21 protein-coding genes, 1 tRNA gene and 1 riboswitch are annotated in these 25818 nt (G+C 64.0%); of the genes, 13 read left to right on the top strand and 9 right to left on the bottom strand.

Annotated features, from left to right (window positions below):
• Positions 1-3: 3 nt before the first annotated feature.
• From AB6N07_RS05390 to AB6N07_RS05375, 4 genes are read left to right on the top strand one after another with little or no spacing between them, the layout of a single operon-like run.
• The gene (locus tag AB6N07_RS05390; protein ID WP_370676785.1) at positions 4-1377 is read left to right on the top strand and encodes a dihydroorotase family protein; all 1374 of its coding nucleotides are present in this window, start codon (positions 4-6) and stop codon (positions 1375-1377) included.
• On the top strand, positions 1374-2627 hold the full coding sequence (locus tag AB6N07_RS05385; protein WP_370676784.1) for a Zn-dependent hydrolase: 1254 nt from the start codon (positions 1374-1376) through the stop codon (positions 2625-2627). The genes AB6N07_RS05390 and AB6N07_RS05385 overlap by 4 nt, the downstream gene beginning before the upstream one ends.
• A 4-nt stretch (positions 2628-2631) precedes the next feature.
• A complete protein-coding gene (locus tag AB6N07_RS05380) occupies positions 2632-3729 on the top strand; it encodes a DUF917 domain-containing protein (protein WP_370676783.1) in 1098 nt (365 codons plus the stop codon).
• 14 nt (positions 3730-3743) lie between these two features.
• A complete protein-coding gene (locus tag AB6N07_RS05375; protein WP_370676782.1) occupies positions 3744-5387 on the top strand; it encodes a urocanate hydratase in 1644 nt (547 codons plus the stop codon).
• A gap of 9 nt (positions 5388-5396) precedes the next feature.
• Here the strand turns inward: AB6N07_RS05375 and AB6N07_RS05370 are convergent, their stop codons facing one another.
• Complete coding sequence (locus AB6N07_RS05370; RefSeq protein ID WP_370676781.1) at positions 5397-6134, bottom strand: FadR/GntR family transcriptional regulator; 738 nt, start codon at positions 6132-6134, stop codon at positions 5397-5399.
• 342 nt (positions 6135-6476) lie between these two features.
• On the opposite strand from AB6N07_RS05370, the gene AB6N07_RS05365 reads away from it, so the two are divergent.
• From AB6N07_RS05365 to AB6N07_RS05345, 5 genes are all read left to right on the top strand, one after another.
• Entirely contained in the window at positions 6477-7565 is a 1089-nt protein-coding gene (locus tag AB6N07_RS05365; RefSeq protein ID WP_370676780.1) for an ABC transporter ATP-binding protein, read from the top strand.
• 11 nt (positions 7566-7576) lie between these two features.
• The gene (locus AB6N07_RS05360; RefSeq protein WP_370676779.1) at positions 7577-8506 is read left to right on the top strand and encodes a carbohydrate ABC transporter permease; all 930 of its coding nucleotides are present in this window, start codon (positions 7577-7579) and stop codon (positions 8504-8506) included.
• A gap of 3 nt (positions 8507-8509) precedes the next feature.
• On the top strand, positions 8510-9355 hold the full coding sequence (locus AB6N07_RS05355) for a carbohydrate ABC transporter permease (RefSeq protein ID WP_370676778.1): 846 nt from the start codon (positions 8510-8512) through the stop codon (positions 9353-9355).
• A gap of 97 nt (positions 9356-9452) precedes the next feature.
• Entirely contained in the window at positions 9453-10772 is a 1320-nt protein-coding gene (locus AB6N07_RS05350) for an extracellular solute-binding protein (protein ID WP_370676777.1), read from the top strand.
• Between the two features lie 213 nt (positions 10773-10985).
• Complete coding sequence (locus AB6N07_RS05345; protein WP_370676776.1) at positions 10986-12500, top strand: alpha-N-arabinofuranosidase; 1515 nt, start codon at positions 10986-10988, stop codon at positions 12498-12500.
• Between the two features lie 383 nt (positions 12501-12883).
• On the opposite strand, the gene AB6N07_RS05340 is transcribed toward AB6N07_RS05345, so the two are convergent.
• The 3 genes from AB6N07_RS05340 to AB6N07_RS05330 form a co-directional block, all read right to left on the bottom strand.
• A complete protein-coding gene (locus AB6N07_RS05340; RefSeq protein WP_370676775.1) occupies positions 12884-13780 on the bottom strand; it encodes a hypothetical protein in 897 nt (298 codons plus the stop codon).
• A gap of 754 nt (positions 13781-14534) precedes the next feature.
• Entirely contained in the window at positions 14535-15230 is a 696-nt protein-coding gene (locus AB6N07_RS05335; RefSeq protein WP_370676774.1) for a TIGR02281 family clan AA aspartic protease, read from the bottom strand.
• Positions 15231-15795: 565 nt separating this feature from the next.
• A tRNA-Glu gene (locus AB6N07_RS05330) sits at positions 15796-15871 on the bottom strand.
• A gap of 202 nt (positions 15872-16073) precedes the next feature.
• Positions 16074-16188, top strand: a riboswitch (TPP riboswitch).
• A 92-nt stretch (positions 16189-16280) separates the two neighbouring features.
• On the opposite strand from AB6N07_RS05330, the gene AB6N07_RS05325 reads away from it, so the two are divergent.
• Together AB6N07_RS05325 and AB6N07_RS05320 are read left to right on the top strand one after the other, a co-directional pair.
• On the top strand, positions 16281-17054 hold the full coding sequence (locus AB6N07_RS05325) for an ABC transporter permease (protein ID WP_370676773.1): 774 nt from the start codon (positions 16281-16283) through the stop codon (positions 17052-17054).
• 20 nt (positions 17055-17074) lie between these two features.
• Positions 17075-18010 carry an ABC transporter substrate-binding protein gene (locus AB6N07_RS05320; RefSeq protein WP_370676772.1) on the top strand — a complete coding sequence of 312 codons (936 nt, stop codon included), beginning with the start codon at positions 17075-17077 and terminating at the stop codon, positions 18008-18010.
• A 76-nt stretch (positions 18011-18086) separates the two neighbouring features.
• On the opposite strand, the gene AB6N07_RS05315 is transcribed toward AB6N07_RS05320, so the two are convergent.
• Both AB6N07_RS05315 and AB6N07_RS05310 read right to left on the bottom strand, forming a co-directional pair.
• Entirely contained in the window at positions 18087-18689 is a 603-nt protein-coding gene (locus tag AB6N07_RS05315) for a peroxiredoxin-like family protein (protein ID WP_370676771.1), read from the bottom strand.
• A gap of 177 nt (positions 18690-18866) precedes the next feature.
• On the bottom strand, positions 18867-20192 hold the full coding sequence (locus AB6N07_RS05310) for an Nramp family divalent metal transporter (RefSeq protein ID WP_370676770.1): 1326 nt from the start codon (positions 20190-20192) through the stop codon (positions 18867-18869).
• 233 nt (positions 20193-20425) lie between these two features.
• Between AB6N07_RS05310 and mntR the strand changes: the two genes are divergently transcribed.
• Positions 20426-20881, top strand: coding sequence for a manganese-binding transcriptional regulator MntR (mntR, locus tag AB6N07_RS05305; protein ID WP_370676769.1), 456 nt, complete (start codon positions 20426-20428; stop codon positions 20879-20881).
• 279 nt (positions 20882-21160) lie between these two features.
• Positions 21161-22549, top strand: a complete 1389-nt coding sequence (locus AB6N07_RS05300; RefSeq protein WP_370676768.1) for an MATE family efflux transporter — start codon at positions 21161-21163, stop codon at positions 22547-22549.
• Between the two features lie 63 nt (positions 22550-22612).
• On the opposite strand, the gene AB6N07_RS05295 is transcribed toward AB6N07_RS05300, so the two are convergent.
• Genes AB6N07_RS05295 through AB6N07_RS05285 form a run of 3 tightly spaced genes read right to left on the bottom strand, consistent with a single transcriptional unit; the run spans position 22613 to position 25647 of the window.
• The gene (locus AB6N07_RS05295) at positions 22613-24007 is read right to left on the bottom strand and encodes an NAD(P)(+) transhydrogenase (Re/Si-specific) subunit beta (RefSeq protein ID WP_370676767.1); all 1395 of its coding nucleotides are present in this window, start codon (positions 24005-24007) and stop codon (positions 22613-22615) included.
• A 10-nt stretch (positions 24008-24017) separates the two neighbouring features.
• A complete protein-coding gene (locus AB6N07_RS05290; protein WP_370676766.1) occupies positions 24018-24497 on the bottom strand; it encodes a proton-translocating transhydrogenase family protein in 480 nt (159 codons plus the stop codon).
• Between the two features lie 16 nt (positions 24498-24513).
• Positions 24514-25647, bottom strand: coding sequence for a Re/Si-specific NAD(P)(+) transhydrogenase subunit alpha (locus AB6N07_RS05285; protein WP_370676765.1), 1134 nt, complete (start codon positions 25645-25647; stop codon positions 24514-24516).
• Positions 25648-25818: the final 171 nt, after the last annotated feature.

Below are 25818 nucleotides of genomic sequence, written 5' to 3'. Positions count from 1 at the left end.
GCCATGTCCGATTTCGACCTCGTCCTCGCCGGCACGCTGGTTCTGCCGGGCGAGCTGGTGCCGCGCGGCTTCGTCGCCGTTTCAGCCGGCAAGATCATAATGGTCGGCCAGGGCGTCGCCCCGGCAGCCCACATCCGCCACGACCTCGGCGAGGCGCTGATCCTGCCCGGCGCCATCGACGCCCAAGTGCATTCGCTCAGCCAGAAGGGGCAGGAAGACTTCATCTGGTCGACACGAGCAGCGGCGGCCGGCGGCGTCACCACCATAGTCGACATGCCCTATGACGAAGGCGACGTCGTCAACTCGGCCGATGCCGTCAAACGCAAGGTCGCCCATGCGGAAAGTCAGGCACGCGTCGACTTCGCGCTGCACGGCACCATTGACCCCGCGGAGGGTACAAGCCGAATACCCGAGATGATCGAAGCCGGCGTCGCCGCCTTCAAGTTCTCGACCTTCGGCACCCACCCGACGCGCTTTCCCCGCATCCCGCCCGAAATGCTCTACGACGCCTTCGCAGCGATCGCCCCTTTCGGCCTCACCGCCGGCGTTCACAATGAGAACCACGAGGCTGTCGAAGCCTACATGGCCAAGGTGCTGGCGGCTGGCATCACCGACTGGCGTGCCCACGGCCTCTCCCGACCGCCGATCACCGAGACGCTGGCCATGGCCGAGATCTATGAGATCGGCGCCGCCACCGGCTGCGACGCCCACGTCGTCCATTGTTCGGTGGGGCGCGGCTATGAGCTTGCCGCCCGCTACCGCGCCGAAGGCCATAGGGCGACAGCCGAGGCCTGCATCCATTACCTGACGCTCGATGAAGAACACGACGTTGCCCGCCTTGGCGGCAAGGCCAAGATCAACCCACCGATCCGACCGCGTGCCGAGGTGGAGACGCTGTGGCGCCACGTCGCCGCCGGAAACGTCTGGCTGGTCTCCACCGACCATGTCGCCTGGTCGGAAGAGCGCAAGACCGATCCGGACATGCTGAAGAACGCCTCCGGCGCCCCCGGCCTCGAGGCGATGCTGCCGCTGTTCGTCAAGGGCGCACTGGAGCGCGGCATACCGCTCACCTGGGCGGCGCGGCTGATGGCACAAAACCCGGCCCGCCATTTCCACATTGATCACGTCAAGGGGGCGCTCGCCGTCGGCCGCGATGCCGATATCGTGGTGATGACGCCGGAACCCTATGTCTACGATGCCGAGAAGAGCGGCAACACCGTGGTCGGCTGGTCGCCCTATAACGGCATGACACTGCCCTGGCGCGTCGCTGCCACCTACAACCGGGGCGAAGGCGTGTTCGATGGAACGACGGTGGTCGCCGAGCCCGGTCGTGGTCGTTTCGTGCGACCGCCATTGACGCGGGTGATTTCGCAATGACCAACCGCCTCGCCCGCGCTGACCGCATCGCCGTCGATATCGACGCGCTGGCCGCGCTGACCGATCCCGATCGTCCCTGGACGCGCCGTGCGTTCACGCCACGCTTCCTCGACGGACGCGCGCATGTCGAAAAAGCGATGGTCGATGCCGGCCTGACAGTGCGTATCGACGCCGCCGGCAACATGATCGGTCGCCGGCCAGGACGCGTGCCTGGTAAAGGCGTGCTCGCCGTCGGCTCGCATTCGGACACGGTGCCGGACGGTGGCCGGTTCGACGGCATTGCCGGCGTCATCGCCGGGCTGGAAATCGTGCGCGTCCTCAACGAACGCGGTATTGAGCTCGACCATGATCTCGAGGTGATCGACTGCCTCGCCGAGGAAGTGTCGATCTTCGGCGTCTCCTGCATTGGCTCCCGGGCCATCGCCGGCGTTTTGCCGGAGGACTGGCTGGACCGCACCGCCGACGGTCTTGCCCTTTCCGAGGGCATCAAAGACGTGGGCGGCGACCCCGCCCACCTCAAGGACGCCAGGCGATCCGATATCGCCGCCTTCCTGGAGTTGCATATCGAGCAAGGACCAGTACTCGAGGCCGATCACTTGGACGTCGGCATCGTTACGGCCATTGCCGGCATCACCCGTGTCGAGATTATCGTCACCGGTAGAGCCGACCATGCCGGTACCACGCCGATGACGGCGCGGGCCGACGCGCTGGTCGCCGCCGCCGATCTGGTGACCGCCGTCGAGCAGCTGGCGCTGGAACGGTCGCGAGGCGATGCCCATTTCGCGGCCACCGTCGGCGAATTCTCCATCCTGCCCGGCGCCGCCAATGTCATACCGTCGTCGGCTCGCATGCTGATCGACGCCCGCGCCGAGCGTCGCGCCGATATGGACGCCTTCCTCACCGACCTCACGCGCGTCGTGGCCGAGGTAGCAGCCCGTCGCGCCATCACAATCGCCGAACCGCGCCTCGTGTCCGACAATCAACCGACGCCCTCAGATCCGGCACTGGTCTCGCTGTTGGAAACATCCGCCGAGGCGGCCGGTGCCACGCATCACCGCATGGCCTCCGGTGCCGGCCACGACATGGCGTTCTTCGCGCGCATCGCGCCGGCCGCCATGCTGTTCGTCCCCTGCCGGGGCGGCCGCAGCCATTCCCCCGACGAATGGGCGGAGCCCTCGGCGATTGCCCTCGGCACCGATGTGCTGATCGAAACCATCCGGCGCCTCGACGCGCGCCAAGATACGGAGTGAACCCATGGGCCGCATTCTCACGCTCAGCGACGTCGAGGCCGCCGTGCGCGGCGGCTCGGTCTACGCCGCCGGTGGCGGCGGCTGGGTCGACCACGGCTTGATGCTGGGGGGCGCCGCCGTCCGCATGGGCAAGCCGGAGCTGGTCTCGGTCAACGAACTCGACCCCGAGGCGATCGTCGCCACGGCGGCGGCCATCGGTGCGCCGGCCGGCACAACTCCCTGGGAGATGCAGGGCATCGACTACGTCAAGGCCGCCCAATTGCTGCAGGAAGCGCTGGGCAAGACAATCGCCGGCTTCATGGTCGGTCAGAACGGCCGCTCGTCGACGCTGAATGGCTGGCTGCCGGCCGTGGCGCTCGGCGCCAAGGTGGTCGACGCCGTCGGCGACATTCGTGCGCACCCCACCGGCGACATGGGCTCGATCGGCCTTGCCGGCTCGCCGACACCGACCATACAAACCGCCGTCGGCGGCAACCGCGCTGAGAACCGCTACATAGAACTCGTGGTGCGCGGCGCCACCGCCAAGGTGTCGCCAATCCTGCGCACCGCCTCCGACATGTCCGGCGGCTTCATCGCCTCCTGCCGCGCGCCCGTCACCGCCGCCTACGTTAAGGCCAACGCGGCGCTGGGCGGCATATCCATGGCGCTCGCCCTCGGCGAGGCTATCCTCGACGCCGAGGACAAGGGCGGCGCGGCGGTGATCGACGCCATCCTCAAGACCACCGGCGGCACGCTGCTCTCCGAGGGCCGCATCACCAGGAAGGCGGTCGTCTACACCAAGGAAGCCTTCGACATCGGCACGGTGACGCTCGAAAGCGGCAAGCGAGCGACGACGCTCCACGTCATGAATGAATACATGGCGGTCGACGACGCCGACGGACGACGCATCGCCACCTTCCCCGACGTCATCACCACGCTCAACACCGCCGGCGAGCCGCTGTCGGTCGGCCAGCTCGAAGAGGGCATGACCATCTTCGTGCTGCATGTGCCGAAAACGCTGATTCCGCTGGGCTCCTCGGTGCTCGACCCCACCGTCTACCCGCCGGTGGAAAAGGCGATGGGCATCGATATCGCCCGCTATGCGCTCGGCGCCACTGTCTGAGGGAGGGAACGATCATGGCCAATCCCCGCTTTCCGACGCCCGGCGGCTCCACCTTGCGCGCCAAGGGCTGGCGGCAGGAGGCGCTGCTGCGCCTTCTCGAAAACGTGCTGTCGGTGGGCGAAGACCCGGACAATCTGATCGTCTACGCCTCGCTCGGTCGCGCCGCCCGCAACTGGGCGGCACACGACAGGATCGTCGAGACACTGAAGACGATGGACGAGGATCAGACGCTGCTGATCCAGTCGGGCAAGCCGGTCGGCCTTCTCAGGACGCACGCTGAAGCGCCGCTGGTCATCATGGCCAACTGCAACATCGTCGGACAATGGGCCAAGGCCGAGGTGTTCTATGAGCTGCAGGAAAAGGGCCTGATCTGCTGGGGCGGACTGACGGCCGGCGCCTGGCAGTACATCGGCAGCCAGGGCGTCATCCAGGGCACCTACGAGATCTTCATGCGCATCGCCGAAAAACGCTTCGGTGGCACACTGAAGGGTCGCTTCGTGCTGACCGCCGGCCTCGGCGGCATGGGCGGTTCGCAGCCGCTGGCCGGCCGCATGGCCGGTGCGAGCATCCTTTGCGTCGACATCGATCCGGAAAGGGCGGAAAAGCGCAAGGCGATCGGCTATCTCGACGCCATCGCGCCCGACCTCGATGCCGCTCTTGCCATGGTGCTCGCTGCCAAGGCGGAAGGACGCGCTCTATCGGTCGGCCTCGTCGCCAACGCCGCTGACGTCTATCCGGAGATCTTTCGCCGCGGCATCATTCCCGACGTCGTCACCGACCAGACCGCCGCCCACGACCTTGTCTACGGCTACGTTCCCAACACCCGCACGCTCACCGAGGCGCGAGCCCTGCGCAAGACCGATCCGGCGACCTTGATGGCCGAAAGCCGCGCCGCCATTACCGTCCACGTCTCGGCCATGCTCGATTTTCAAAAGGCCGGCGCCGAGGTGTTCGACAACGGCAACCTTATCCGCACCCACGCCCGTGATGGCGGCGTTGCCAATGCCTTCGATATTCCGATCTTCACCGAGGCCTACCTACGACCGCTGTTCGCAAGAGCGATCGGCCCGTTCCGCTGGATGGCGCTTTCCGGCGACCCCCAGGATATCGCCAGGATCGACGACAAGGTGCTGGAGCTATTCCCCGACGACCGCATCGTCGGCAACTGGATCAAGCTGGCGCGGGAAAACGTCCCCTTCGAGGGATTACCGGCCCGCATCGCCTGGCTCGGCCACGGCGCACGTACCGAGCTGGCGCTCGCCGTCAATGCGATGGTGCGGGACGGCGCGCTGAAGGGGCCGGTCGCCTTCTCGCGCGATCACCTCGACGCCGGCGCCATGGCCCACCCCAACATCATGACCGAGAAGATGAAGGACGGCTCCGACGCCATCGCCGACTGGCCGCTGATCGACGCCATGCTGCTCTGTTCATCGATGGCCGACCTCGTGGTCGTCCATTCGGGCGGCGGCGGCTATGCCGGCTTCATGACCTCGGCCGGCGTGACGCTGGTTGCCGATGGCACCGCCGCGGCCGACCGTCGCCTCGAACTGTCGCTCACCAACGACACGTCGCTGGGCGTCATCCGCTACGCCGACGCCGGCTACGCCGAAGCAAAGGACGAGGCTGAGAAAAAGTCGGTCGGCTGGCTCGGGCTTTGACTTTACAAATCAGCGCCAGCCGCGGCTGCGCTCGCGATTATGGGCGACCGCCTTCAGGACACGTTGGCGCGACAGGTCCAAGAGCCGCCGCATCGCCGCCTCGGCGCGCTCGCCATCGCGCACCAGGATGGCCGACAGAACCTCCTCATAGGGGGCGAGGTCGATCGGCGTGCCGCTGGCATCCTTCTGCGTCAGGCTGAAGGATGCCTTGAGCGCCGTCTTGACGGCGCCCCCGATGGTGACGAACAGGCCGTTGTGCGTCGCCGCGATGATGGCGAGGTGGAACTCGCTTTCGGCACCGGCGGCGAGCGGCGCCTGATCCAGCATCGAAACCATGTCCGTATAGCGCCGGCTGATGCGATCGTGGTCCTCGGTGGTGGCGTAGCGGGCGGAGAGATAGCAGGCACGCGGCTCGAAGCACTGCCGCACCTCGTAGAGATCCTCGATGATCTGCTCGTCGAACTGGGCGCTGAGGCGCCAGGAGAGCACGTCGGGGTCAAGCAGGTTCCAGTCGGCGAAGGGCAGAACCCGCGTTCCGACTTTGGGCGCCACCTCGATCAGCCGTTTGGCCGCGAGATTCTTCACCGCCTCGCGCACCGTCGAGCGGCTGACCCCATACTCTTGGCAAAGCTCGGCTTCGATCGGCAGCGAGTCGCCGGGGCCGAATTCGCCTGAAACGATGCGGGTGCCGATGATTCGCGCGACCTGAGCACTCATGGTGCCGATGGTGGAGTCTCTTTCGAACATACTTCTCTTTCCCAGAGTCCCCGCCGATCAAGCCGCACCGGCCAGATTGAAGAGCGGCTGCCTAGCCAAACCAATTCGGAACCTTCATGGACCGGCCTGAGGCGTCCCCCAGTTCGGCGAACACTCGGGTCACCCGGCGGATGCACCGCCGCTTCCAACGGCGCTTCCGACGAAGGTCCGACAGCAAGATGGCGACCAGCCAATCCAGCTCTTCCGCCCAGAAGCGCCGTTTAGCTGTACCTATCTCACCAAAATTGTCCAAGGCGAGGATTGACAAGGCCCCTCCTCGCCGTACAATCTTATCATCATACCATAAGAAGAAAACTGGTTTTGTGGAGGAGAATGCAGGTGAGCAGCATCGAACTGGATTCGGTGTCCAAGCGGTTCGGCTCCGTCGAGGTGATCTCGGAGCTGTCGCTGACCATCCACTCCGGCGAGTTCGTCGCCTTCCTCGGACCGTCCGGCTGCGGCAAATCGACGCTTCTGCGCATGATCGCCGGGCTGGAAACGGTCAACGCTGGTGAGATCCGCATCGGCGGCGAGAGGGTGGATCATCTCCCTCCTGGGGCGCGCGGCGTCGCCATGGTGTTCCAGCACTATGCACTTTATCCGCACATGACCGTGTTCGATAACCTGGCTTTTGGTCTCAAGAACATCGGCACCGCCAAGGATGAGATCGCCCGCCGCATCGAGGAAGCCGCCCGCATCCTGGAGATCAGCCATCTCCTGCAACGCAAGCCCGGCCAGCTTTCCGGCGGTCAGCGCCAGCGCGTCGCCATCGGCCGCGCCCTGGTCAAGGACCCCAAGGCCTATCTGTTCGATGAGCCGCTCTCCAACCTCGACGCCGCCTTGCGCGTCCGTACCCGCGTCGAGTTGGCCCGCCTGCACCAGCAGACGCGTGCCACCACCATTTTCGTCACCCACGACCAGGTCGAGGCGATGACCCTGGCCAGCCGTATTGTGGTGATGAACGCTCGCAAGGTCGAGCAGGTCGGCGCGCCGATGGAAATCTATGGCCGCCCGGCCACCGAATTCGTCGCCCGTTTCGTTGGCTCCCCGGCCATGAACTTCCTGCCCGTTCAGGTCAGCGATCGTGGCGGCCTTGCCTCCGCCACGCTCAGCGACGGCTCGGTTATCGAAACCGACGTTCCTCTCGCCGCCCTGCCGGCTGGCGCCGACCTGCGCGTCGGCATCCGCGCCGAGGCGATCCGCGCTCGGCCGGACGGTGCCATTCCCGGCAAGGTGGAAGTGGTCGAGCGCCTCGGCGACCGCACGCATCTGCACGTTCGCCTGACCGACGGCAGTACGCTGGTGGCCGAGGACACCGGCATCAGCCAGGCCCAGTCCGGCGACAGCGTCCGCCTCGCGGTCGAAAGCGCCACCGCGCACCTGTTCGACGCCGCCGGCCTCGCCTATCACGCGCGCCATTGACGGAGGGTGAGATGACGGACGTCACGCTATCCCCCGGCAAGGCGGTCGCGGCGGTCAAGCGCCCGACGGGCGCCTCGATCGGGCCACGCTGGTCCAACGCATTGTTCGTGGCACCATACTTGGTGTTCTACCTCGTGCTGCTGGTCTATCCGCTTTTCAAGGGCATCTGGATGTCGATGCTCCAGTCCGACATGTTCGACGACACGTCGAAATTTGCCGGACTGGCCAACTACCACCGGCTGTTCAACGACAAGATCTTCATCGGCACCGTCTGGAACACCTTCCTGTTCGTTTTGATGACGGTCCCGGTGTTCGTGGCGATCGGCCTTCTCCTGGCGCTCGCCCTCAACCGCGGCGACCGCACGGCGGCGGCATTGCGCGCCATCTTCTTCGGCACCTCGGTGCTGTCGGTCACCATCGTCACCATCATCTGGAAGATGATGTACATGCCCGGCAATGGCGCCATTGCCAGCATCTTCAAGGTTCTCGGCCTCCAGCCGGTCGCCTTCATCACATCGTCTTCGCTGGCTCTGGTGGCGATCGCCATCTGTACCATCTGGTGGATCATCGGCCTGCCGATGATGCTGTTCCTCGCCGCGCTGCAGCAGATCCCCGGCGAACTCTATGAGGCCGCCGCCCTCGACAACGCCTCCCGCTGGCGCTCGTTCTGGTCGATCACCATGCCGTCGATCCGCCGCACCATGCTGGTCGTTGTCATCTACGAGATCGTCGCCCAGTTCCAGCTGTTCGGCCAGGCCCAGTTGCTCACCCAGGGCGGCCCCAACAATGCGTCTCGCCCGATCGTTCAGTTCATCTACGAGCAGGGCTTCCGCTCCTGGAACCTCGGCTACGCCGCCGCTGCCTCGGAAATCCTGTTCCTGATCATGGCGGTCGCCGCCCTCGCCCAGTTCTTCGTGTCCCGCAAGCGCGTGGAGGAATAAGCCATGGCTGCCAGTGAACACATCGTCGGCCGTGGTATCGGCAACAAGCTGATCCTCTTCACCGTCGTCCTCGTCGCCGCCATCTGGATGCTGCCGATCGCCTGGACTCTCATCCTGTCGTTCAAGCCGAACTCCGAGCTGATGATCTCGACGGCCTCGGCCTTCCACCCGCCCTACACGCTCAAGAACTACACCGACATCTTCCAGAGCTCGGGCGTATTCCGCTGGCTGTGGAACAGCGCGGTGGTGTCGATCGGCGTCACCGCCGGCATCCTGATCCTGTCCTCGCTGGCCGGCTACGGCTTTGCCCGTGCCGAGTTCAAGGGCCGCGACATCATCTTCGTTCTGGTTCTGCTCGGCCTTGCCGTGCCGGAACAGGCGGTGATCATCGCCCGCCATCAGATGTTCTCCGACCTGAAGATGCATAACACCTACCCGGCGATCATTCTGCCGGGCCTGTCGAGCGCCTTCGGCGTCTTCCTGATGACCCAGTATTTCAAGGCCATCCCCAAGGACATCGACGAGGCGGCGATGCTCGACAACGCCTCCCGCTTCAAGATCTTCTGGAAGGTTCTGTTGCCGCTGACCATCCCGGCTCAGGCGACGCTCGGCATCTTCTCTTTCCTCGGCGCCTGGAACGACTACCTCTGGCCGCTGATCTCGGCGACCAAGCCGGAAATGTTCACCATCACCGTCGGCATCGCCTCCACCCAGACCAACTTCGCCCAATCGGAAGGCCTAGGCTTCCTGATGGCGCAAGCGATCTTCGCGGGCCTGCCGGTCTTCATCGTCTACCTCTTCTTCCAGAAATACATCGTCCGGGCCGTCGCCGGCGCGGCGATCAGCTGATCCCCGGAGGAGGGGATTGGGAAAGCGGAATCCAACGCACGAGCGGCCGAGCGCGAGGGATTTTGGGAGTGAAATCGGCCGTTTTGGAGGAGGTCCAATGAGAAAGCTATCCACTGCCCTGCTGGCAGGTCTGGTCTTTACGGCCAGCGCTGGCGCCGCGCTCGCGGCCGACAAGACCGAGATCTCCGTTGCGCGCTTCTTCGGCGCCTGCGAAGCCGACTACGGCACCGTCACCGACGTGACCAAGGCCAACGGCGAGTGCGGCATCATCACCGCGCTGATCAACAAGTTCAACGCCGACAGCAAGACCACCGTCGTCAAGCCGGAGATCGTCGAGTGGCCGGGCTACGACCAGCTCACCGCCCGCATCCGTTCGGGCGAGCCGCCGGTCATCTCCGTCATGCATGAGGCGGTCATCTCCGACTATTCCTCGCGCGGCCTGCTCGAGCCGCTCGATGAGGACTTCGCCAAGGCCGGCATCGACGTCAACGACATGACCGGCGCCGCCCGCCAGGGTGTCACCAAGGACGGCAAGATCTACGCCATGCCGTTCGACACCCACACCTGGCTGTGGCACATCAACATGAACCTGTTCAAGCAGGCGGGCCTCGTCGACGCGGCGGGCAAGCCGATCCTGCCCAAGAGCACCGACGAGTTGATGAAGCAGGCCGAGCAGTTCAAGGAAAAGACCGGCAAGCCCTACTTCATCTCGACGCTTGCCAACGAGACGGCCTTCTACACCCGCACCTTCGACACGCTGCTCTACCAGCAGAATGCCGACTTCTTCGCCGATCCGAACAAGGTGAATTTCTCCTCGCCGGAAGCCAAGAATGCCGCCCAGCTGCTGGCTGACATCTTCTCCAAGGATCTGACCACCAAGAACCAGGATTACGCGGCGTCCGTGTCGAGCTTCGCGGCCGGCGAGGGTGGCGTGTTCATCTGCGGCACCTGGCTGATCGATACCTACGACCAGGAAGCCAAGAAGGACGGCCCGCTTGCCAACGGCTATGCCGTGACGGCCTTCCCGCAGATCTACCCCGGCAGCCCACGCGTCTGGGCCGACGGTCATAGCTGGGTTCTTCTGAAGCAGAATCTCTCCGAAGCGCAGCGCGCCTCGGCGATCGAATTCATGAAGTTCCTCTGGGACAATAACTACGAGTGGTCGCGTACCGGCCATCTGCCGGTCCGCAAGTCGATCATCGACAGCGACGCGTTCAAGAACCTGCCGCATCGTGGCGACATCGCCTCGCTGGCCGTCAACGGCACCGCCCTGCCGTCGGCCGTCAAGCGTCAGTTCTCGATCCAGGAGATCGAAGGTGAGGAAGTCGGCTCGGCCATGCGTGGCGACAAGCCGATCGATCAGGCTCTGACCGACGCCGAGACCCGCGTCAACGAGCTGCTCGCCAACGCCAAGTAATACGAAAAGCCCTGCCCGGCCGCGGTCGTCATGACCGGCCGGGCAGGACACCGCCACGGTTCGTGCGGCCGGACCCTCCCCCCGGTTGGAAACGAACGACAAGCGCCTTCCGGCCCCTTGGGACCGGAGACCGTACCGAGGATCGCGGCGCCCTCTCCCCAGCCGGGGCACCGCCACCCTCCGAGACCATCCAAACCCGAAAGCTGAAAGCTCATGACGTCCGCTCGTCTTATCGTCGACGCCGATTTTGCCATTTCCGATCTCGACCGCCGGGTGTTCGGCACCTTCGTCGAGCATATGGGACGCTGCGTCTATACCGGCATCTTCGAGCCGGGCCATTCCACCGCCGATGAGAACGGCTTCCGTCAGGACGTTGCCGAGCTCACCAAGGAACTCGGCGTCACCATCGTCCGCTATCCCGGCGGCAACTTCCTGTCCGGCTATAACTGGGAAGACGGCGTCGGCCCCAAGGAACAGCGGCCTCGCCGCCTGGACCTTGCCTGGTTCTCGACCGAGACCAACGCTTTCGGCACCAATGAATTCATCGACTGGAGCCGGCAGGTCGGCGTCGAGCCGATGTTCGGCGTCAACCTCGGCACGCGCGGCATCGACGATGCCCGCCGCTTCATCGAATACTGCAACCACCCCGGCGGCACCGAGCTTTCCGAGCTGCGCAAGAGCCACGGCTACGAGAAGCCGCACGACATCAAGTTCTGGTGCCTCGGCAACGAGATGGACGGCCCCTGGCAGATCGGCGCCAAGACGGCGACCGAATACGGCCGCGCCGCCCACGAAACGGCCAAGGTGATGCGCTGGGTCGACCCGTCGATCGAACTGGCCGCCTGCGGCTCGTCGAACCGCGACATGGCCACCTACGCCCGCTGGGAATACGAAGTGCTCGACCACTGCTTCGACCACGTCGACTTCATCTCGCTGCACACCTATTTCATGAACCCGCATGACTCGACCGAGGAGTTCCTCGGCAACGTCGAGCTCCTGGACTATTTCATCAAGGAAGTGGTGGCGATCGCAGACGCCGTGGCCGCCAACCGCCGTTCGCAGAAGCGCATCATGCTGTCGCTCGACGAATGGAACGTGTGGTACAAGGCGCGCGGTCACGACGATCTCAGGAAGCCCGGCTGGCCCGAGCATCCGCCGCTGATCGAGGAAGTCTACAACACCGAGGACGCCCTGCTCATCGGTGGCGCGCTGATCACGCTCCTCAACAACTCCGACCGCGTCAAATGCGCCTGCCTTGCCCAGTTGGTCAACATCATCGGCCCGATCATGACCGAGCAAGGTGGCCCGGCCTGGCGGCAGACCATTTTCCATCCCTTCGCGCTGACGGCGAAATACGCCCGTGGCCGCGTGCTCCGCACGCTTGCCACCTCCGCCAGCTATGCCGGCAAGACCGCCGAGGAGATGCCCTACCTCATCTCGGCCGTCACCCAGGACGAGAGCACCGGCGAAGTGGTGATCTTCGCGCTCAACCGTAACCTTGCCGAGCCGATGGACCTCAAGGTCGAACTGCGCGGCTTCGGCGGTGCGCGGGAAGTCAGCGAGGCCCAGCAGGTCTATCACCCCAACATGAAGGCGGTGAACACCAAGGACGCCCCCAACACGGTGGCGCCGGCGCCCATCAAGTCGGTCGCCATCGACAACGACACGCTGACCGCCAAGCTGATGCCCGGCTCCTGGAACGTCATCGTCACCAAGCCGAAGGCCTGAGTAGCCGTAAGCGGGAGTGCGGCGACCGCTTCCCCGGTCCCCGCATCCTCCGGCTGGACATAGCTCGCCAGCCGGCCGCATGAACGCCGCGACTCCCCCAGTCGCGGCGTTCGTCGTTTCTGGGCTCCCGTCTTTTGTCCCGAACAGGCGCGTGCCGCGATCACTCAGCCCCGGACGCCGCGGCTGATGCCAGCGAACGCCGCGACTGGCGGACCTACCCCGGTTATCTGGATGTCGGCGTTCACCACAAACTGCTGACCAAGATTCGCGGTCGCCTGCCTGACCTGACGAAACACCCGCGTCATGGAGGCCCTGCCCTCGATCTCGATCTCTTCAGCTACAACGGCAAGGCCATCGCCCCGCTCGGGCTTTGCAAATTGGCATCAGTCGATCAGATGGAAAATGACGAAGTGTTCGATCGGCTCGATGACCACCGTGATGTTCTTCGCCTTTTCCTTGTCTCTGAAACCGAGGATCGTCTTTCCCGAAGTGGTCTTGGGTTCGCCGACTTGCTCCCACTTCCTCACGTTTTGCACCCAGGCCCGAAGGTCGCGCACCGTGGACAGGGGCAGCATGTCGTCTTCGATCCCCAGCATGGAGCGGGCCCGATGGTTGACCAAGAGAACCGCCGCGTCTTCCAGCGTCTTTTCCTCGCCGATCGTCTTCGCGGCGGCGACCATCCCCACGGCCGACCTGTCGAAGGTGGCTTGCAAGATCTCCATCTTGTCGTCGAGCGGCACCGAATAGAGCAGAAGAAACTTGGTCGTCTGCTTTTCATCGGAAACGAGCGGCAGGGCGATACGCTCCCACCGGACGTGGCGAGCGGAAAAGTCAGTTCGGAACTGCATATAGCGCGGCCTCATGTCGCCGAGGGTCAAATTGTAGTGGCGCCGAAACGACTGGCTCATGGTGCCGGGGATCGTGGACAAAAGCACCCCGCGAAAAATCCGCCCATATTCATGAACAGATTTCGTGCCCTGATGAACGTAGAGGAAGTCGTCGCCCTGCTGCAAAAGCAACATGGCGTCATCGAGATGCGTTTCCTCCTCGAAGCCATAAAGTTCCTTCAGGAGGGGTGCCGCCCCCGCCAATCGGCTCGCCTTGATCCAGCTCTCGAGACGCGTGCGAAGAAAAATCGATCGACACACGCTGAAAACCCCGGTGCCCTCCCAGACCTGGATCTCGGAGCCGCCAAGCGGTGAAAGATCCGCCCTGGCCGGTTGGGGCGTGGCGGCGGCGGATACCGGGGCCTGTCGGCGATATAGTGCGGTATTGGGCATTTCGAACTCCGAGAGCATCGCCCACGCCGAAACAACCCGGTGGAGAGGAGGTCGTTCCAGCAAAAACATCAGGAGCTATCGCTGGGCCGCCAGAGGGTCCAACCTGATCGACTGATGCTCCATAAATCTAAATAACTTTGGCGACTTAAATTTTTGTAAACTAAAGATTGCATGAATAACCAAGGGAACTACTGAGCGGTGTTTTGCAGAGCCAAAATACGCGTCGAATAAAGGCCTTGGGCACTATCCTGATGAAGAAAGGTATATGATCCATTGGTTGTGACGCAGAACGCCGCGACATTTGAAAAGCGGACGGCCGCGAAGATTTAGAAATAGGCCACACGCTCATATCCGATCACTTGAGCCCGAGCCTTCAAGTCCACCTAATTTTTGAACGCTTCGGGCGCGGGTCAAGATACCAGCCCAGCTGTCGTTGCCTTACAGCCAATCCAAAGCGCGGCGCGAAGAGCATCCACAATTGTGTTGGAGCAAGACGGATCGAAACGCTCCGGTTAGCCTCGCCTTCTTATTTGTGATCGAGATCACCTCTGCCCAGGCGGGCTGCCAGACGGTAAACTGATTGGCCACTGTCCGGTGATAGCAGCGCGAACTCCTTGCTCGGGTAAAGCGCGAGATAGCTAGCGAGCTTTGATGACCTAACCTCATTATGTCGCGCAGCCGTTCGCGCCGCTCCTCGTCAGAAAAATCATGACTGCCGGGTATTTCGCAGTGAGACAGTTCGCTAAGGCAAAGGTTACTTCCTCATCGCACTCTGGCCACGAGACGGCCCTATGGGTGAAGGCCCCATTTCGGCTAAATCGGGACGGTCGAACTCAAATGCTCGAGTTTCGTTATTTATAGTCCATTTCGGCAAACGAGTGAGGAAGCTCTCTCCCAACAGCAGCGGTCCGGCCGCATTGGCTACGCTTGCAGTGACATTCCGTATGGTAATGCCACCAATAGAAAGCGAGCGAATATTTATGCGGCTGGCTGAGGACGTTCTTCCATCGGCAAGAGTGTAATCGCTAGCCCCCAGAAAATCATTATCAGCAATGGTGCCTGTCCGCACAAGCGTCAGCGCCACATCCGACGGGATGGATACGTCACTAGCACCACTATCGATAATGAAATCAAGGCTTAGTCTGTCATTTATCAGGACAGGAACCTGAGGGGTCCCGCCAGACATATTGAATTGAGCAGACAGACCCAGATCTGGGTGTCTTTGCGCAAAATCTTGCTGACGATCCGGATTGGGTCTGCTGACAGGCCTTTGTTCCGCAAGCGGCGAGTTGACTCTCACTGCGGTGTCAAGAAGTTCAAAATTGCCAGCAAGCGAAGACCGCTCAATACAGCGCGCGCTCACCTCGGCCAGAATTTTGCCCGTCGCAGTATCGGCAACCGTCTCGGCATAAACATAACCATCTCCAAGCTTGTAGGTTGCCGACACCATGCCAACGTTTTTCTTCCTTTTGTGAAAGCCAACCCATCCCCACGAGGTACCCTCTGCCGACGTGTCCTTGATGTCATATTGCTCTGAGCGAACATAGAATTTCCCCGAGGCAGCTGAGTGGACCACTGTCCACACCGCGTCCCGGTAAGTAACAGAGATTGTGTCGATTGGGTCCGGCACCGGCCCCAGGGGATCGGGCTTCGGAATGCAGAGTAGACCCAGTGTTGGCGCAGCCAAGGCAGTAAGAGGCCATCCGAGACACGCAGCGACGAGAAACACAACAGCCCTGTTCATCGGGGTCCCACCGAACGCAATAGCTTAGGTTGCTATGACCATACGATACAGCGCCTGCTCTTAAAAGGAACGGTCAAATCCAAAGAGTTCGCGGCCCGCAACAGCACAATCGTTGAGGAAAATCCCCAAAGGGCGATGGGAAGAGCGGAATGTAGTCTCCAATGACCGGAAGTCGGCAAAGTCCGGCGGCATCCTTCAAATACACACATACCACCATAATCCAACGACTAAGCCGCTAGACAGACATACCGTAATATACAATTTGAAAAATTGGCACTCCCAACCGGAATCGAACCGGTGTTTTCGCCGTGAGAGGGCGACGTCCTGGACCGCTAGACGATGGGAGCGCGGCACGCTTCTAAGAGCGTGGGGCGGATATAGCGAAGGCGTTTTGAGAGCGCAAGGGGAATTTCGTTTTCCGGCTCGGCTTTCCCGGCGCGCCTCGCCAAGCCGTTGTCAGTTCCCCGATTTCCCGCCCTCCGGCGAACGCCCGGCGTGGCGACCCGTCGTCTTGCCGCTGGACATCGCCGCCGCCGACGATCATAACAGGGGCGTTCCGAGGGGTGTCTTCCATCCGGGAAGGCTGAGATGATCCGCGTGGCGGGTCGAACCCTTCGAACCTGATCCGGGTCATGCCGGCGAAGGAACGGAACCTCATGGCCCCGCCGCGTTATTCGCGGTCCTTCGGCCATGTTTCCCCCAACGCTCGTGGCCCATCCGCCCTTTTTTAGGGCACGGCGAATGATGGGAACCGCGATGCGCCCGAAGACGATGCTTGCCGCCGGCCGTGGTGTCGCCATTCAGGCGCTCATCTCGTTCGCCGCCGTGCTGATCCTCTGGCAGGCGGCGGCGACCGGCCTCGCCCTGCCCGCCTTCCTGCTGCCGTCGCCGGCCGATGTCGTGGCAGCCTATGCCGCCTATGGCCCGCGCCTTCTGGCGGAAGCCGGCGTCACCCTGGCGGAAACCGTGCTCGGCCTTGCCGCCGGCATCGCCTTCGGCCTGTTGGCCGGCCTTGCCGTCTCCGCCTCGCCGCTGGCCAACCGGCTGCTGTCGCCGCTGTTGGTGGTCAGTCAGGCACTGCCGGTGTTCGCGCTGGCGCCGCTCCTGGTGCTGTGGTTCGGCTTCGGCCTCGCCTCCAAGGTGGTGATGACCACGCTGGTCATCTTCTTTCCCGTCGCCTCCTCCTTTGCCGACGGCCTTCGCCGCACACCGGCGCATTTCCTCGACCTCGCCCGCCTCACCGGCGCCGGCCGCTTTCGCACCATGAGACTGATCCGCGTGCCGGCCGCCCTGCCGGCGCTGGTCACCGGCATCCGCGTCGCCGCCGTCTACGCGCCGATCGGCGCGGTGATCGGCGAATGGGTCGGCGCCTCGCGCGGCCTCGGCCTGCTGATGGTGCAGGCCAACGCCCGCATGCAGACGCCGCTGCTGTTCGCCGCCCTAGGCGTGCTGGCCGCCGCGACGCTGCTCATCAAGATCGCCGTCGACCGGCTGACCCTCCGCCTCATTCCCTGGATCGAGAAAGACTGACCTCCCGAAAGGATCTATCGATGCGTCTTCTTCCCGCCCTTGCCACCGCCCTCATGCTCGCGGTCAGCCCAGCGGCCGCCGCCGACAAGCTCTCCGTGCTGCTCGAATGGTTCGTCAATCCCGACCACGCGCCGCTGGTGGTGGCGAAGGAAAAGGGTATCTTTGCCGCCCACGGCCTCGACGTCGACCTCATCGCCCCGGCCGATCCGTCAGCGCCGCCGCGTCTCGTCGCCGCCGGCCAGGCCGACGTGGCGCTGCACTACCAGCCCAGCCTCGACCTCGACGTCGATGCCGGCCTGCCGCTCGTCCGCTTCGGCACGCTGATCGAGACGCCGCTGAATACGCTGATCGCCCTCAAAGACGGGCCGGTGAAGACGCTGGCCGACCTCAAGGGCCGCAAAATCGGCTATTCGGTATCCGGTTTCGAGGATGCCATGCTGGGCCAGTTCCTGAAGACGGCCGGCCTCAAGACCGACGACGTCGAGCTGGTCAACGTCAATTTCTCGCTGTCGGCGTCGCTGCTGGCCGGCCAGGTCGACGCGGTGGTCGGCGGTTATCGCAACTTCGAACTCAACCAGATGAAGATCGAAGGGCATGAAGGCGTCGCCTTCTATCCGGAAGAAAACGGCATGCCGGCCTATGACGAACTGATCTACGTGACGCGCAAGGATCTCATCGGCGACAAGCGCCTGCCGGAATTCCTCGCCGCCGTCGAAGAGGCGACCATCTACCTCACCAACCACCCGGACGACGCCTGGGCGGTGTTCATCAAGGCCTATCCCGACCTCAACGACGACCTCAACCGCCGCGCCTGGGCCGACACGCTGCCGCGCTTTGCCAAGCGTCCCGCCGCGCTCGACGCCGGCCGCTACCAGCGCTTCTCTCAGTTCATGAAGGACGCCGGCCTGATCAAGACGGTGAAGCCGGTCGAGGACTACGCGGTCGAGCTGCGCTGAAAACAAAAAGATCCGCCCGGAAAGTCATCAACCTTCCGGGCGGAGCTTGAAAGAAACAGATCGGGCCTTTGCCCGGTCAAACGGCGTGCAGCTTGGCGGGCTCGCCACAGCCACAGTCTTCGCCACGACAGGCTTCGTCGTCAGCACTACCCGACGGCTCCATCGCCGTCTCGATGGCAAAGCGGATGCCGCCGAGCACGTCATCGATCCGAGGCTGGGCAACTGGCACCGTCTGCACGAAGCCGGCGTAGAGGCGACCATCGGGCTTGATGAAGAACAATCCCGGCTCGACATGCCAGCTGGGCTCCTCGATGCCATTAAACACCCTGCCATGCCCTTCGCTGAGATAGAGACCCCAGTCCTGCGCCTGGTCGACCGTCAATCCCCAGCAGACCGTCAGCTCGTCGAGATGCCAGTCGCGAACCGCCTGCTCGGCGCGCTCACGGCTGTCGGCGGAGACGGCGAGAACACGAACGCCGAGTTTGCGGAACTCTTCGTAACGCGCCTCGTACTCCTGGAGCTGCGCCTTGCAGAAAGGACACTGCAGGCCGCTGTAGAACAGGACAAGCGTGAAGTGCTGCGGCTTCTGGTCGCACAGCCGCCAGCAAGGACCACCGACGGTCTTCACCCGTAGCGGGGGAACCGGCTGGTTCGGTATGAGGCGGTTTGGCATGCTCATGGGAAACGCGGAACTCGCAGGGCTTGTCGCATGACTTATACGACAGGAATGACGACAATCGCCACTCTTGGCAACTGTCCTAATCTGCTTATTTCTCGTTCACAGGGTAAGAAGGCAGCAATCACGATTCGCGGAGCTAGCCGAAAGAGTCGTTGCAATGAGGCCTTCAGGCCCCTTTCAGCCGGAAAGGCCGGGGATTTTCAGCCCCAAGGCGCCATACACCAGCACGGCATTGAGCGACAGCACCGCGACGGTGGCGGCGATGGCGAGCGCGTCGGTCAGGCGGCCATTGGCGTAGGCGCCCATGATATCGGCGCGGCGGGTGAGCAGCACAAGGGCGATCATCGGCACCGGCAGCGCCAACGACAGCACCACCTGGCTGATGACCAGCGCGTCGGTGGCGTTGACGCCGGCGGCGACCACTGCGAACGCCGGCACCATGGTGATGAGACGGCGGAGGAAAACCGGGATCTCGAAGCGAACGAAGCCCTGCATGATCATCTGACCGGCCATGGTGCCGACCACCGACGAGGAGATGCCGGAGGCGATCAGCGACACCAGGAACACACCGGCGGCAGCGGCGCCGAGCAGCGGGGTCAGGGTGTGATAGGCGGTCTCGATCTCGGCGACGTCGCTATGGCCGGCGTGGAAGGCCGAGGCGGCCATCATGACCATGGCGATATTGACGAGGCCGGCAACGGCCAGCGCGGCCACCACTTCGATGTTGGAGAACTTCAGCACCTTGCGGCGCTCGCCCTCGTTGCGCACCTTCGCCCGATGCTGGGTGAGGCCGGAGTGCAGGTAGACGGCGTGCGGCATGACGGTGGCACCGATGATGCCGACGGCCAAGGTCAGCGCGCCAGCGTCCGGCAATACCGGGGTCACGGCGCCGGTGGCGGCGGCCATCCAGTCGATCGGAGCGATCAGCATCTCGATCAGATAGCTGACGCCAATCACGCCGACGAGACCACCGATGATCAGCTCCATCGGCCTGAAGCCACCGCGGTCGAACATCAGCAGGCCGTAGGTGACCAGAGCGGTAATGACCATGCCGGTGAACAGCGAGGTACCGAACAGCAGCGACAAGCCGATCGCTCCGCCAAGGAACTCGGCGAGGTCGGTGGCCATGGCGGCGATCTCGGAGATGATCCACATGACGATCACCACCGGGAAGGGAAAATGATCGCGGCTCATTTCGGCGAGGTTGCGGCCGGTGACGATGCCGAGCTTGGCCGACAGCGCCTGGAACAGCATGGCCACGAGATTGGCCATCACCACCACCCAGATCAGCGCGTAGCCATAGCCAGCGCCGGCACCGATGTTAGTGGCGTAGTTGCCGGGGTCCATGTAGGCGATCGAGGCGATCACCGCCGGGCCGACGAAGGCCAGCATCGCCCGTGGTCCCTTGAGCCGGCCCGCCAGCGCTTCCGAGATGGCGATCGACGTGCGACCGGTCATTCCGGAGGGGGTTACGCTGACGGCGGACTGGGAGACTGCGGACATCGGGATCACCAGGAGGTTTCCTATGCTTGGAAATATAGCATAGGCTACATTTCCGTCAAGCTTATTGCGACTAACTTGCAATTAAATCCGCGTGACCGTCATCGGTTCCGCCGAAACCCGCCAATCCTGATGGACGATTGCAAATCTTAGCCTGGGCTGCATAGTGTGCCGCGCCATCAAAGCAGCGCGTCGGCCCCTTGCTGCCGCCCAAAGGACCGTGAAGGACTGGACCCATGTCGAGGGATGATCTGCCGCCCGAGCCCGACGACGGCATCCCGCCGGAGGCGACCGACGCCGACCGCTTCACCAACGCCCGCGCCATCCGCTCAACGGCCCTCTTCGAGGACTATACCGAGCTGATCGCCGACCTCACCGAGGAGTTCGGCGAGGCGCGCATCACCGACATCGCCCGCCGGCTGGGCGTCACCCACCCCACCGCCAACAAGGCAGTGCTGCGGCTGAAGCGCGAAGGTCTGGTCATTTCGCGGCCTTATCGCGGCGTTTTCCTCACCGACACCGGCGCCGCCATGGCCCGCGAGGTGAAGGCCCGCCACCGCCTGGTGGTTCGCCTGCTGATCGCCGTCGGCGTACCGCCCGAGGCGGCCGAAATGGATGCCGAGGGCATCGAGCATTACGTCTCCGAGACGACGCTGAAGGCCTTCGAGGCCTATCTCGACAGCCGGCAATAGGCCGATATTGACAACCATTCCGTGACGTTCTACTTCGGCAGCCGGTCCCTGGCGCCGGCCGCCCGCATGCTTTTTCGAGCATTGGTGAAGCCAGTTTCCTTGTCTCATCCATTTTCGCGCTCCGACGTGCGGCAATGCGGGTTCCTCGTCTCGTTTCCAATGCGTCCGCGCGACCGGCTTGCGACAAGCCTGATCAAGCGGGCGCCTGACACAAAGCGTTAGAGCAAAGCCCTTGCAATGTCTGGGCTATGGCTCCGGAGTGCGCTGCGAGGCGAGGTCATGTCCGAACAAGAAAAAACCCAGAATCCCTATCTTCACGGCTCGCTGACGCGGGTGTTCGTGCGCACCGCCGCGCCGATCGTCCTGTTCATGACGGTGAGCGGTCTTTACACCGTGGTCGACGCGCTGCTGCTCGGCCGCCTCGCCGGACCGAAGGCGCTCACCGCAGTGACGCTGATGTTTCCGGTGATGATGCTGATCGTGGCATTGCAGAGCATGGTGTCCTCGGGCATGGCGTCCATCGTCGCCCGCGAGATCGGCGCCGGCGACATCCGCGCGGCCGAGGGCAGCGTCAATGCCGCCAACCTCCTGGCGCTCATCGTCTGCGGCGTCCTGATTCTGGTGCTGCTGTTCGTCGGCGGGCCGATGACGCGCGCGCTGTCGGAAGGCGATCCGGAGATCGCCCACATGGGTCTCGTGTTCACCACCATCATGGTGGTGTTCTCGCCCTTCAGCTTCTTCCTGTCGATCCAGGGCGACGCGCTGCGCTCGGAGGGCAAGGTCGGGATGATGGCAATCGTCGCCATCTCGGTGACGCTGCTCAACATCGTCTTCAACTACATCCTGATCGGCCCGTTCGGGCTCGGCGTCGCCGGCTCGGCCGCCGGCACCGTGCTGGCGCAGGTGGTGGCCATCGCCGCCGTATTCTTCCTCCGCCTCTCCGGCCGCACGCGGCTGCCGCTCTATGCGCGCGGCACAGGGTCGCTTCTTGCCAACTGGAAGGAAATGCTTGCCCTCGGCGCGCCGCCATCGCTGGGCCTGCTCGGCATCAGCCTGTCGAGCGCCACGGTGATCACTGACATCCAGGTGTGGTCGACCGCCAATCCGGCCGCCACCATCGCCGCTTACGGCGTCCTCAACCGCGTCATGACCTTCGCCTTCCTGCCGCTCCTCGGCGTCACCATGGCCTGCCAGTCGATTGCCGGAAATAACTTCGGCGCCGGTCTGCACGATCGTGTCAGGACGACGCTGAAGGTCGCCTTCAGCATCGCCGTGGTCTACGCGGTTCTGTTCGAAGCGATGTTCATGTTCCTCGCTCGGCCGGTCGGCTCGCTGTTCGTTGCCGATCTCCAGGTAATCGACGAGGTGGCGCGCATCATGCCGGTTACCAACGTCACCTATGTGCTGTCGGCACCGCTAATGATCCTCGGCGGCTACTATCAGGCGCTCGGCATGGCCGGCAGCGCGGCGATCCTCAATCTCGTCCGCACCTATGTCATCAGTCTGCCGGTGCTCGTCCTGCTGCCAATGGCGGTCGGCGAGATCGGCATCTGGATCGCCTATCCGGTCAGCGACGTGGTGATGCTCGGCGTGGTGGCCGCCCTGCTCATCTGGAACGCCCGCCGGCACCACCTATCCTGGGGCATCTTCCACCCCAGCTCGGCCTGAGTAAAACGAAGGGGCCGCCGCGTACCCCGCGACGGCCCCTGCTTTTTCAGCCCGTTTCGAACCTCATTCGAGGTTCTTGACGATCGTCTCCACCATCTTCTTGGCGTCGGCGAACAGCATCATGGTGTTGTCGCGGAAGAACAGCTCGTTCTCGACGCCGGCGTAGCCAGAGCCCATACCGCGCTTGACGAACAGCACCGTGCCGGCCTTCTCGACGTCGAGGATCGGCATGCCATAGATCGGCGAGGTCTTGTCGGTCTTGGCGGCGGGGTTGGTGACGTCGTTGGCGCCGATGACGAAGGCAACGTCGGCGGTGGCGAATTCCGAGTTGATGTCCTCGAGTTCGAACACCTCATCGTAAGGCACCGACGCCTCGGCGAGCAGCACGTTCATGTGGCCGGGCATACGGCCGGCCACCGGGTGGATGGCGTATTTCACCTCGACGCCTTCAGCCTTCAGCTTGTCGGCCATCTCGCGCAGCGCGTGCTGGGCCTGGGCCACCGCCATGCCGTAACCGGGCACGATGATCACCTTGGAGGCGTTCTTCATGATGAAGGCGGCGTCCTCGGCCGAGCCCTGCTTGACCGGCCGCTGTTCCACCGCGCCGCCGGCCACCGCCGTCTCGCCGCCGAACCCGCCGAGAATCACCGAGATGAACGAGCGGTTCATGCCCTTGCACATGATGTAGCTGAGGATGGCGCCCGACGAGCCGACCAGCGCGCCGGTGATGATCAGCGCCGTGTTGCCCAGCGTGAAGCCGATGCCGGCCGCCGCCCAGCCCGAGTAGCTGTTCAGCATGGAGACGACGACCGGCATGTCGGCGCCACCGATCGGCACGATGAGCAGGCCGCCGAAGGCCAGCGAGACCAGCACGATCAGCCAGAACACCAGGTGGCTTTCCGTGTTGACGAGCAGCACGATCAGCACCACCAGCAGCACGGCCAGCCCGCCGTTCACCCAGTGGCGGAACGGTAGGATGATCGGCTTGCCGCTCATCCGGCCATCGAGTTTGAGGAAGGCGATCACCGAGCCGGTGAAGGTGATGGCGCCGATGGCGACGCCGATGCTCATCTCGACCAGCGCCTGTGCATGGATCGAGCCGGGCAGACCGATGCCGAAGGCTTCCGGCGCATAGATCGCGGCGGCCGCCACCAGCACGGCGGCGAGGCCGACGAGCGAGTGGAAGGCCGCGACCAGCTGCGGCATGGCCGTCATGGGGATCTTGCGGGCAATGTAGGCGCCGATGCCGCCACCTATGGCGAGGCCGACGACGATCAGCGCATAGGCGCCGAAGGATGGCTTGATCGAGGCGAGCGTCGTGCAGATGGCGATCGCCATGCCGAGCATACCCAGAAGATTGCCGCGCCGGGCCGTCACCGGGCTGGAGAGTCCTTTGAGCGCCAGGATGAACAGGGCGCCCGAGACCAGGTAGAGGACGGCGGAGAAATTGGCTGTCATGTCCGTCCCCTCAATGCTTCTTTTTGTACATGGCGAGCATGCGACTGGTGACCAGGAAGCCACCGAAGATGTTCACCGATGCCAGGACCACGGCGACGAAGCCGAAGCCACGCGACACGCCGGTACCCGGCGCCAGAAATTCAACGCCGACGGCCAAGAGCGCGCCGACAATGATCACCGACGAGATGGCGTTGGTCACCGCCATCAGCGGCGTGTGCAGGGCTGGCGTCACCGACCACACCACGAAATAGCCAACGAAGATCGCCAGCACGAAGATGGACAGGCGGAACACGAAGGGATCGATCACCCCGCCCGACAACGCATGGGCGGCGGCGCCGGCCACATCAGTGGCCGCGCCCGCCTGGCCGGAAGCGACGGCATCGGCGGCGGCGTTGGCTGCGGCTTCGGCGGCGCGGGCCGCCTCGGCGGCGACGCGCGCGGCGAACCGCGCCTGTTCAAGGGCCTGATCGGCCGTGAGCGTAGAGGACATCGGATGGTTCTCCGCGTCAGTTCAGGAAAGCAGGATGGATGACGGCACCGTCGCGCGTCAGCGCGGTTGCCTTGACGAGTTCGTCGTCCCAATTGACGGCGAGAACCTTTTCCTTCTTGTCGACCAGTGTCTCGACGAAGGCGAACAGGTTCTTGGCGTAGAGCTGGGAGGCGGTGGCGGCGATTCGGCCGGGCACATTCTTGTGGCCGACGATGCGGATGCCTTCCGCCGTCGTCACGACCTCGCCGAGCCGGGCGCCTTCGACGTTGCCGCCGCGTTCTACGGCAAGGTCGATCAGCACCGAGCCCGGCTTCATCGACTTCACCATATCGGCGGAAACCAGGCGCGGCGCCGGCCGGCCGGGGATCAGCGCCGTGGTAATGACGATGTCCTGCTTCTTGATGTGCTCGGCGACCAGCGCCGCCTGCTTGGCCTGATATTCGGCCGACATCGGCTTGGCATAACCCGCCGCCGTCTCGGCCTGCTTGAATTCCTCGTCTTCGACGGCGACGAACTTGCCACCGAGGCTTTCCACCTGCTCCTTGGCAGCCGGCCGCACGTCGGTGGCCGTCACCACGGCACCAAGCCGGCGGGCGGTAGCGATCGCCTGCAGACCGGCGACACCGGCGCCCATCACGAAGACGCGCGCCGGCGGCACCGTGCCAGCCGCCGTCATCATCATCGGAAAGGCGCGGCCATATTCGGACGCGGCATCGATGACCGCCTGATAGCCGGCAAGGTTGGCCTGGCTCGACAACACGTCCATCACCTGGGCACGGGTGATGCGCGGCATGAACTCCATGGCGAAGGCGGTAACACCCGTATCGGCCATGGCCTTGATGGCGTCATTATCGCCGTAAGGGTCCATCATGGCGATGGCGAGCGCGCCCTTCTTGAGGTGCGACAGGATCTCCTGCGACGGGCGCCGTACCGTCAACACGATATCGGCCTCGCGCACCGCGTCGGCCGCCGTCTCGGTCAGCACCGCGCCAACCATCGAATAATCAAAGTCCAGAATGAGCGAGCGTATTCCCGCGCCAGCTTCCACCAGCACCGTGGCGCCAAGGCCGATGAAGCGCTTGGCCGTCTCGGGAGTGATGGCGACGCGCCCCTCCTCGGGATCGGGTTCCTTCAACACCGCAATCTTCATTGAGCTTCTCCAGGGTGTCTCGCATATGCCAGCATCGGAAGAGCCGCCCCAAGGCGCCCCCTTCCCGCCTCCCTCCCGGAAAGCGAGCCGAGGCCGGCCGGACCTCCGGAAAAACTCCTAGAGCCTTTTGCTTGCGTAATGCAACGTAACGTTCGGGTTGTGGGACGCGAT

This window comes from Pleomorphomonas sp. PLEO, from assembly GCF_041320595.1.
In the GTDB taxonomy this organism is placed as follows: domain Bacteria; phylum Pseudomonadota; class Alphaproteobacteria; order Rhizobiales; family Pleomorphomonadaceae; genus Pleomorphomonas.
The sequence above is the reverse complement of the archived record's forward strand: the minus strand, read 5'-3'. Positions and strand labels throughout refer to the sequence as shown.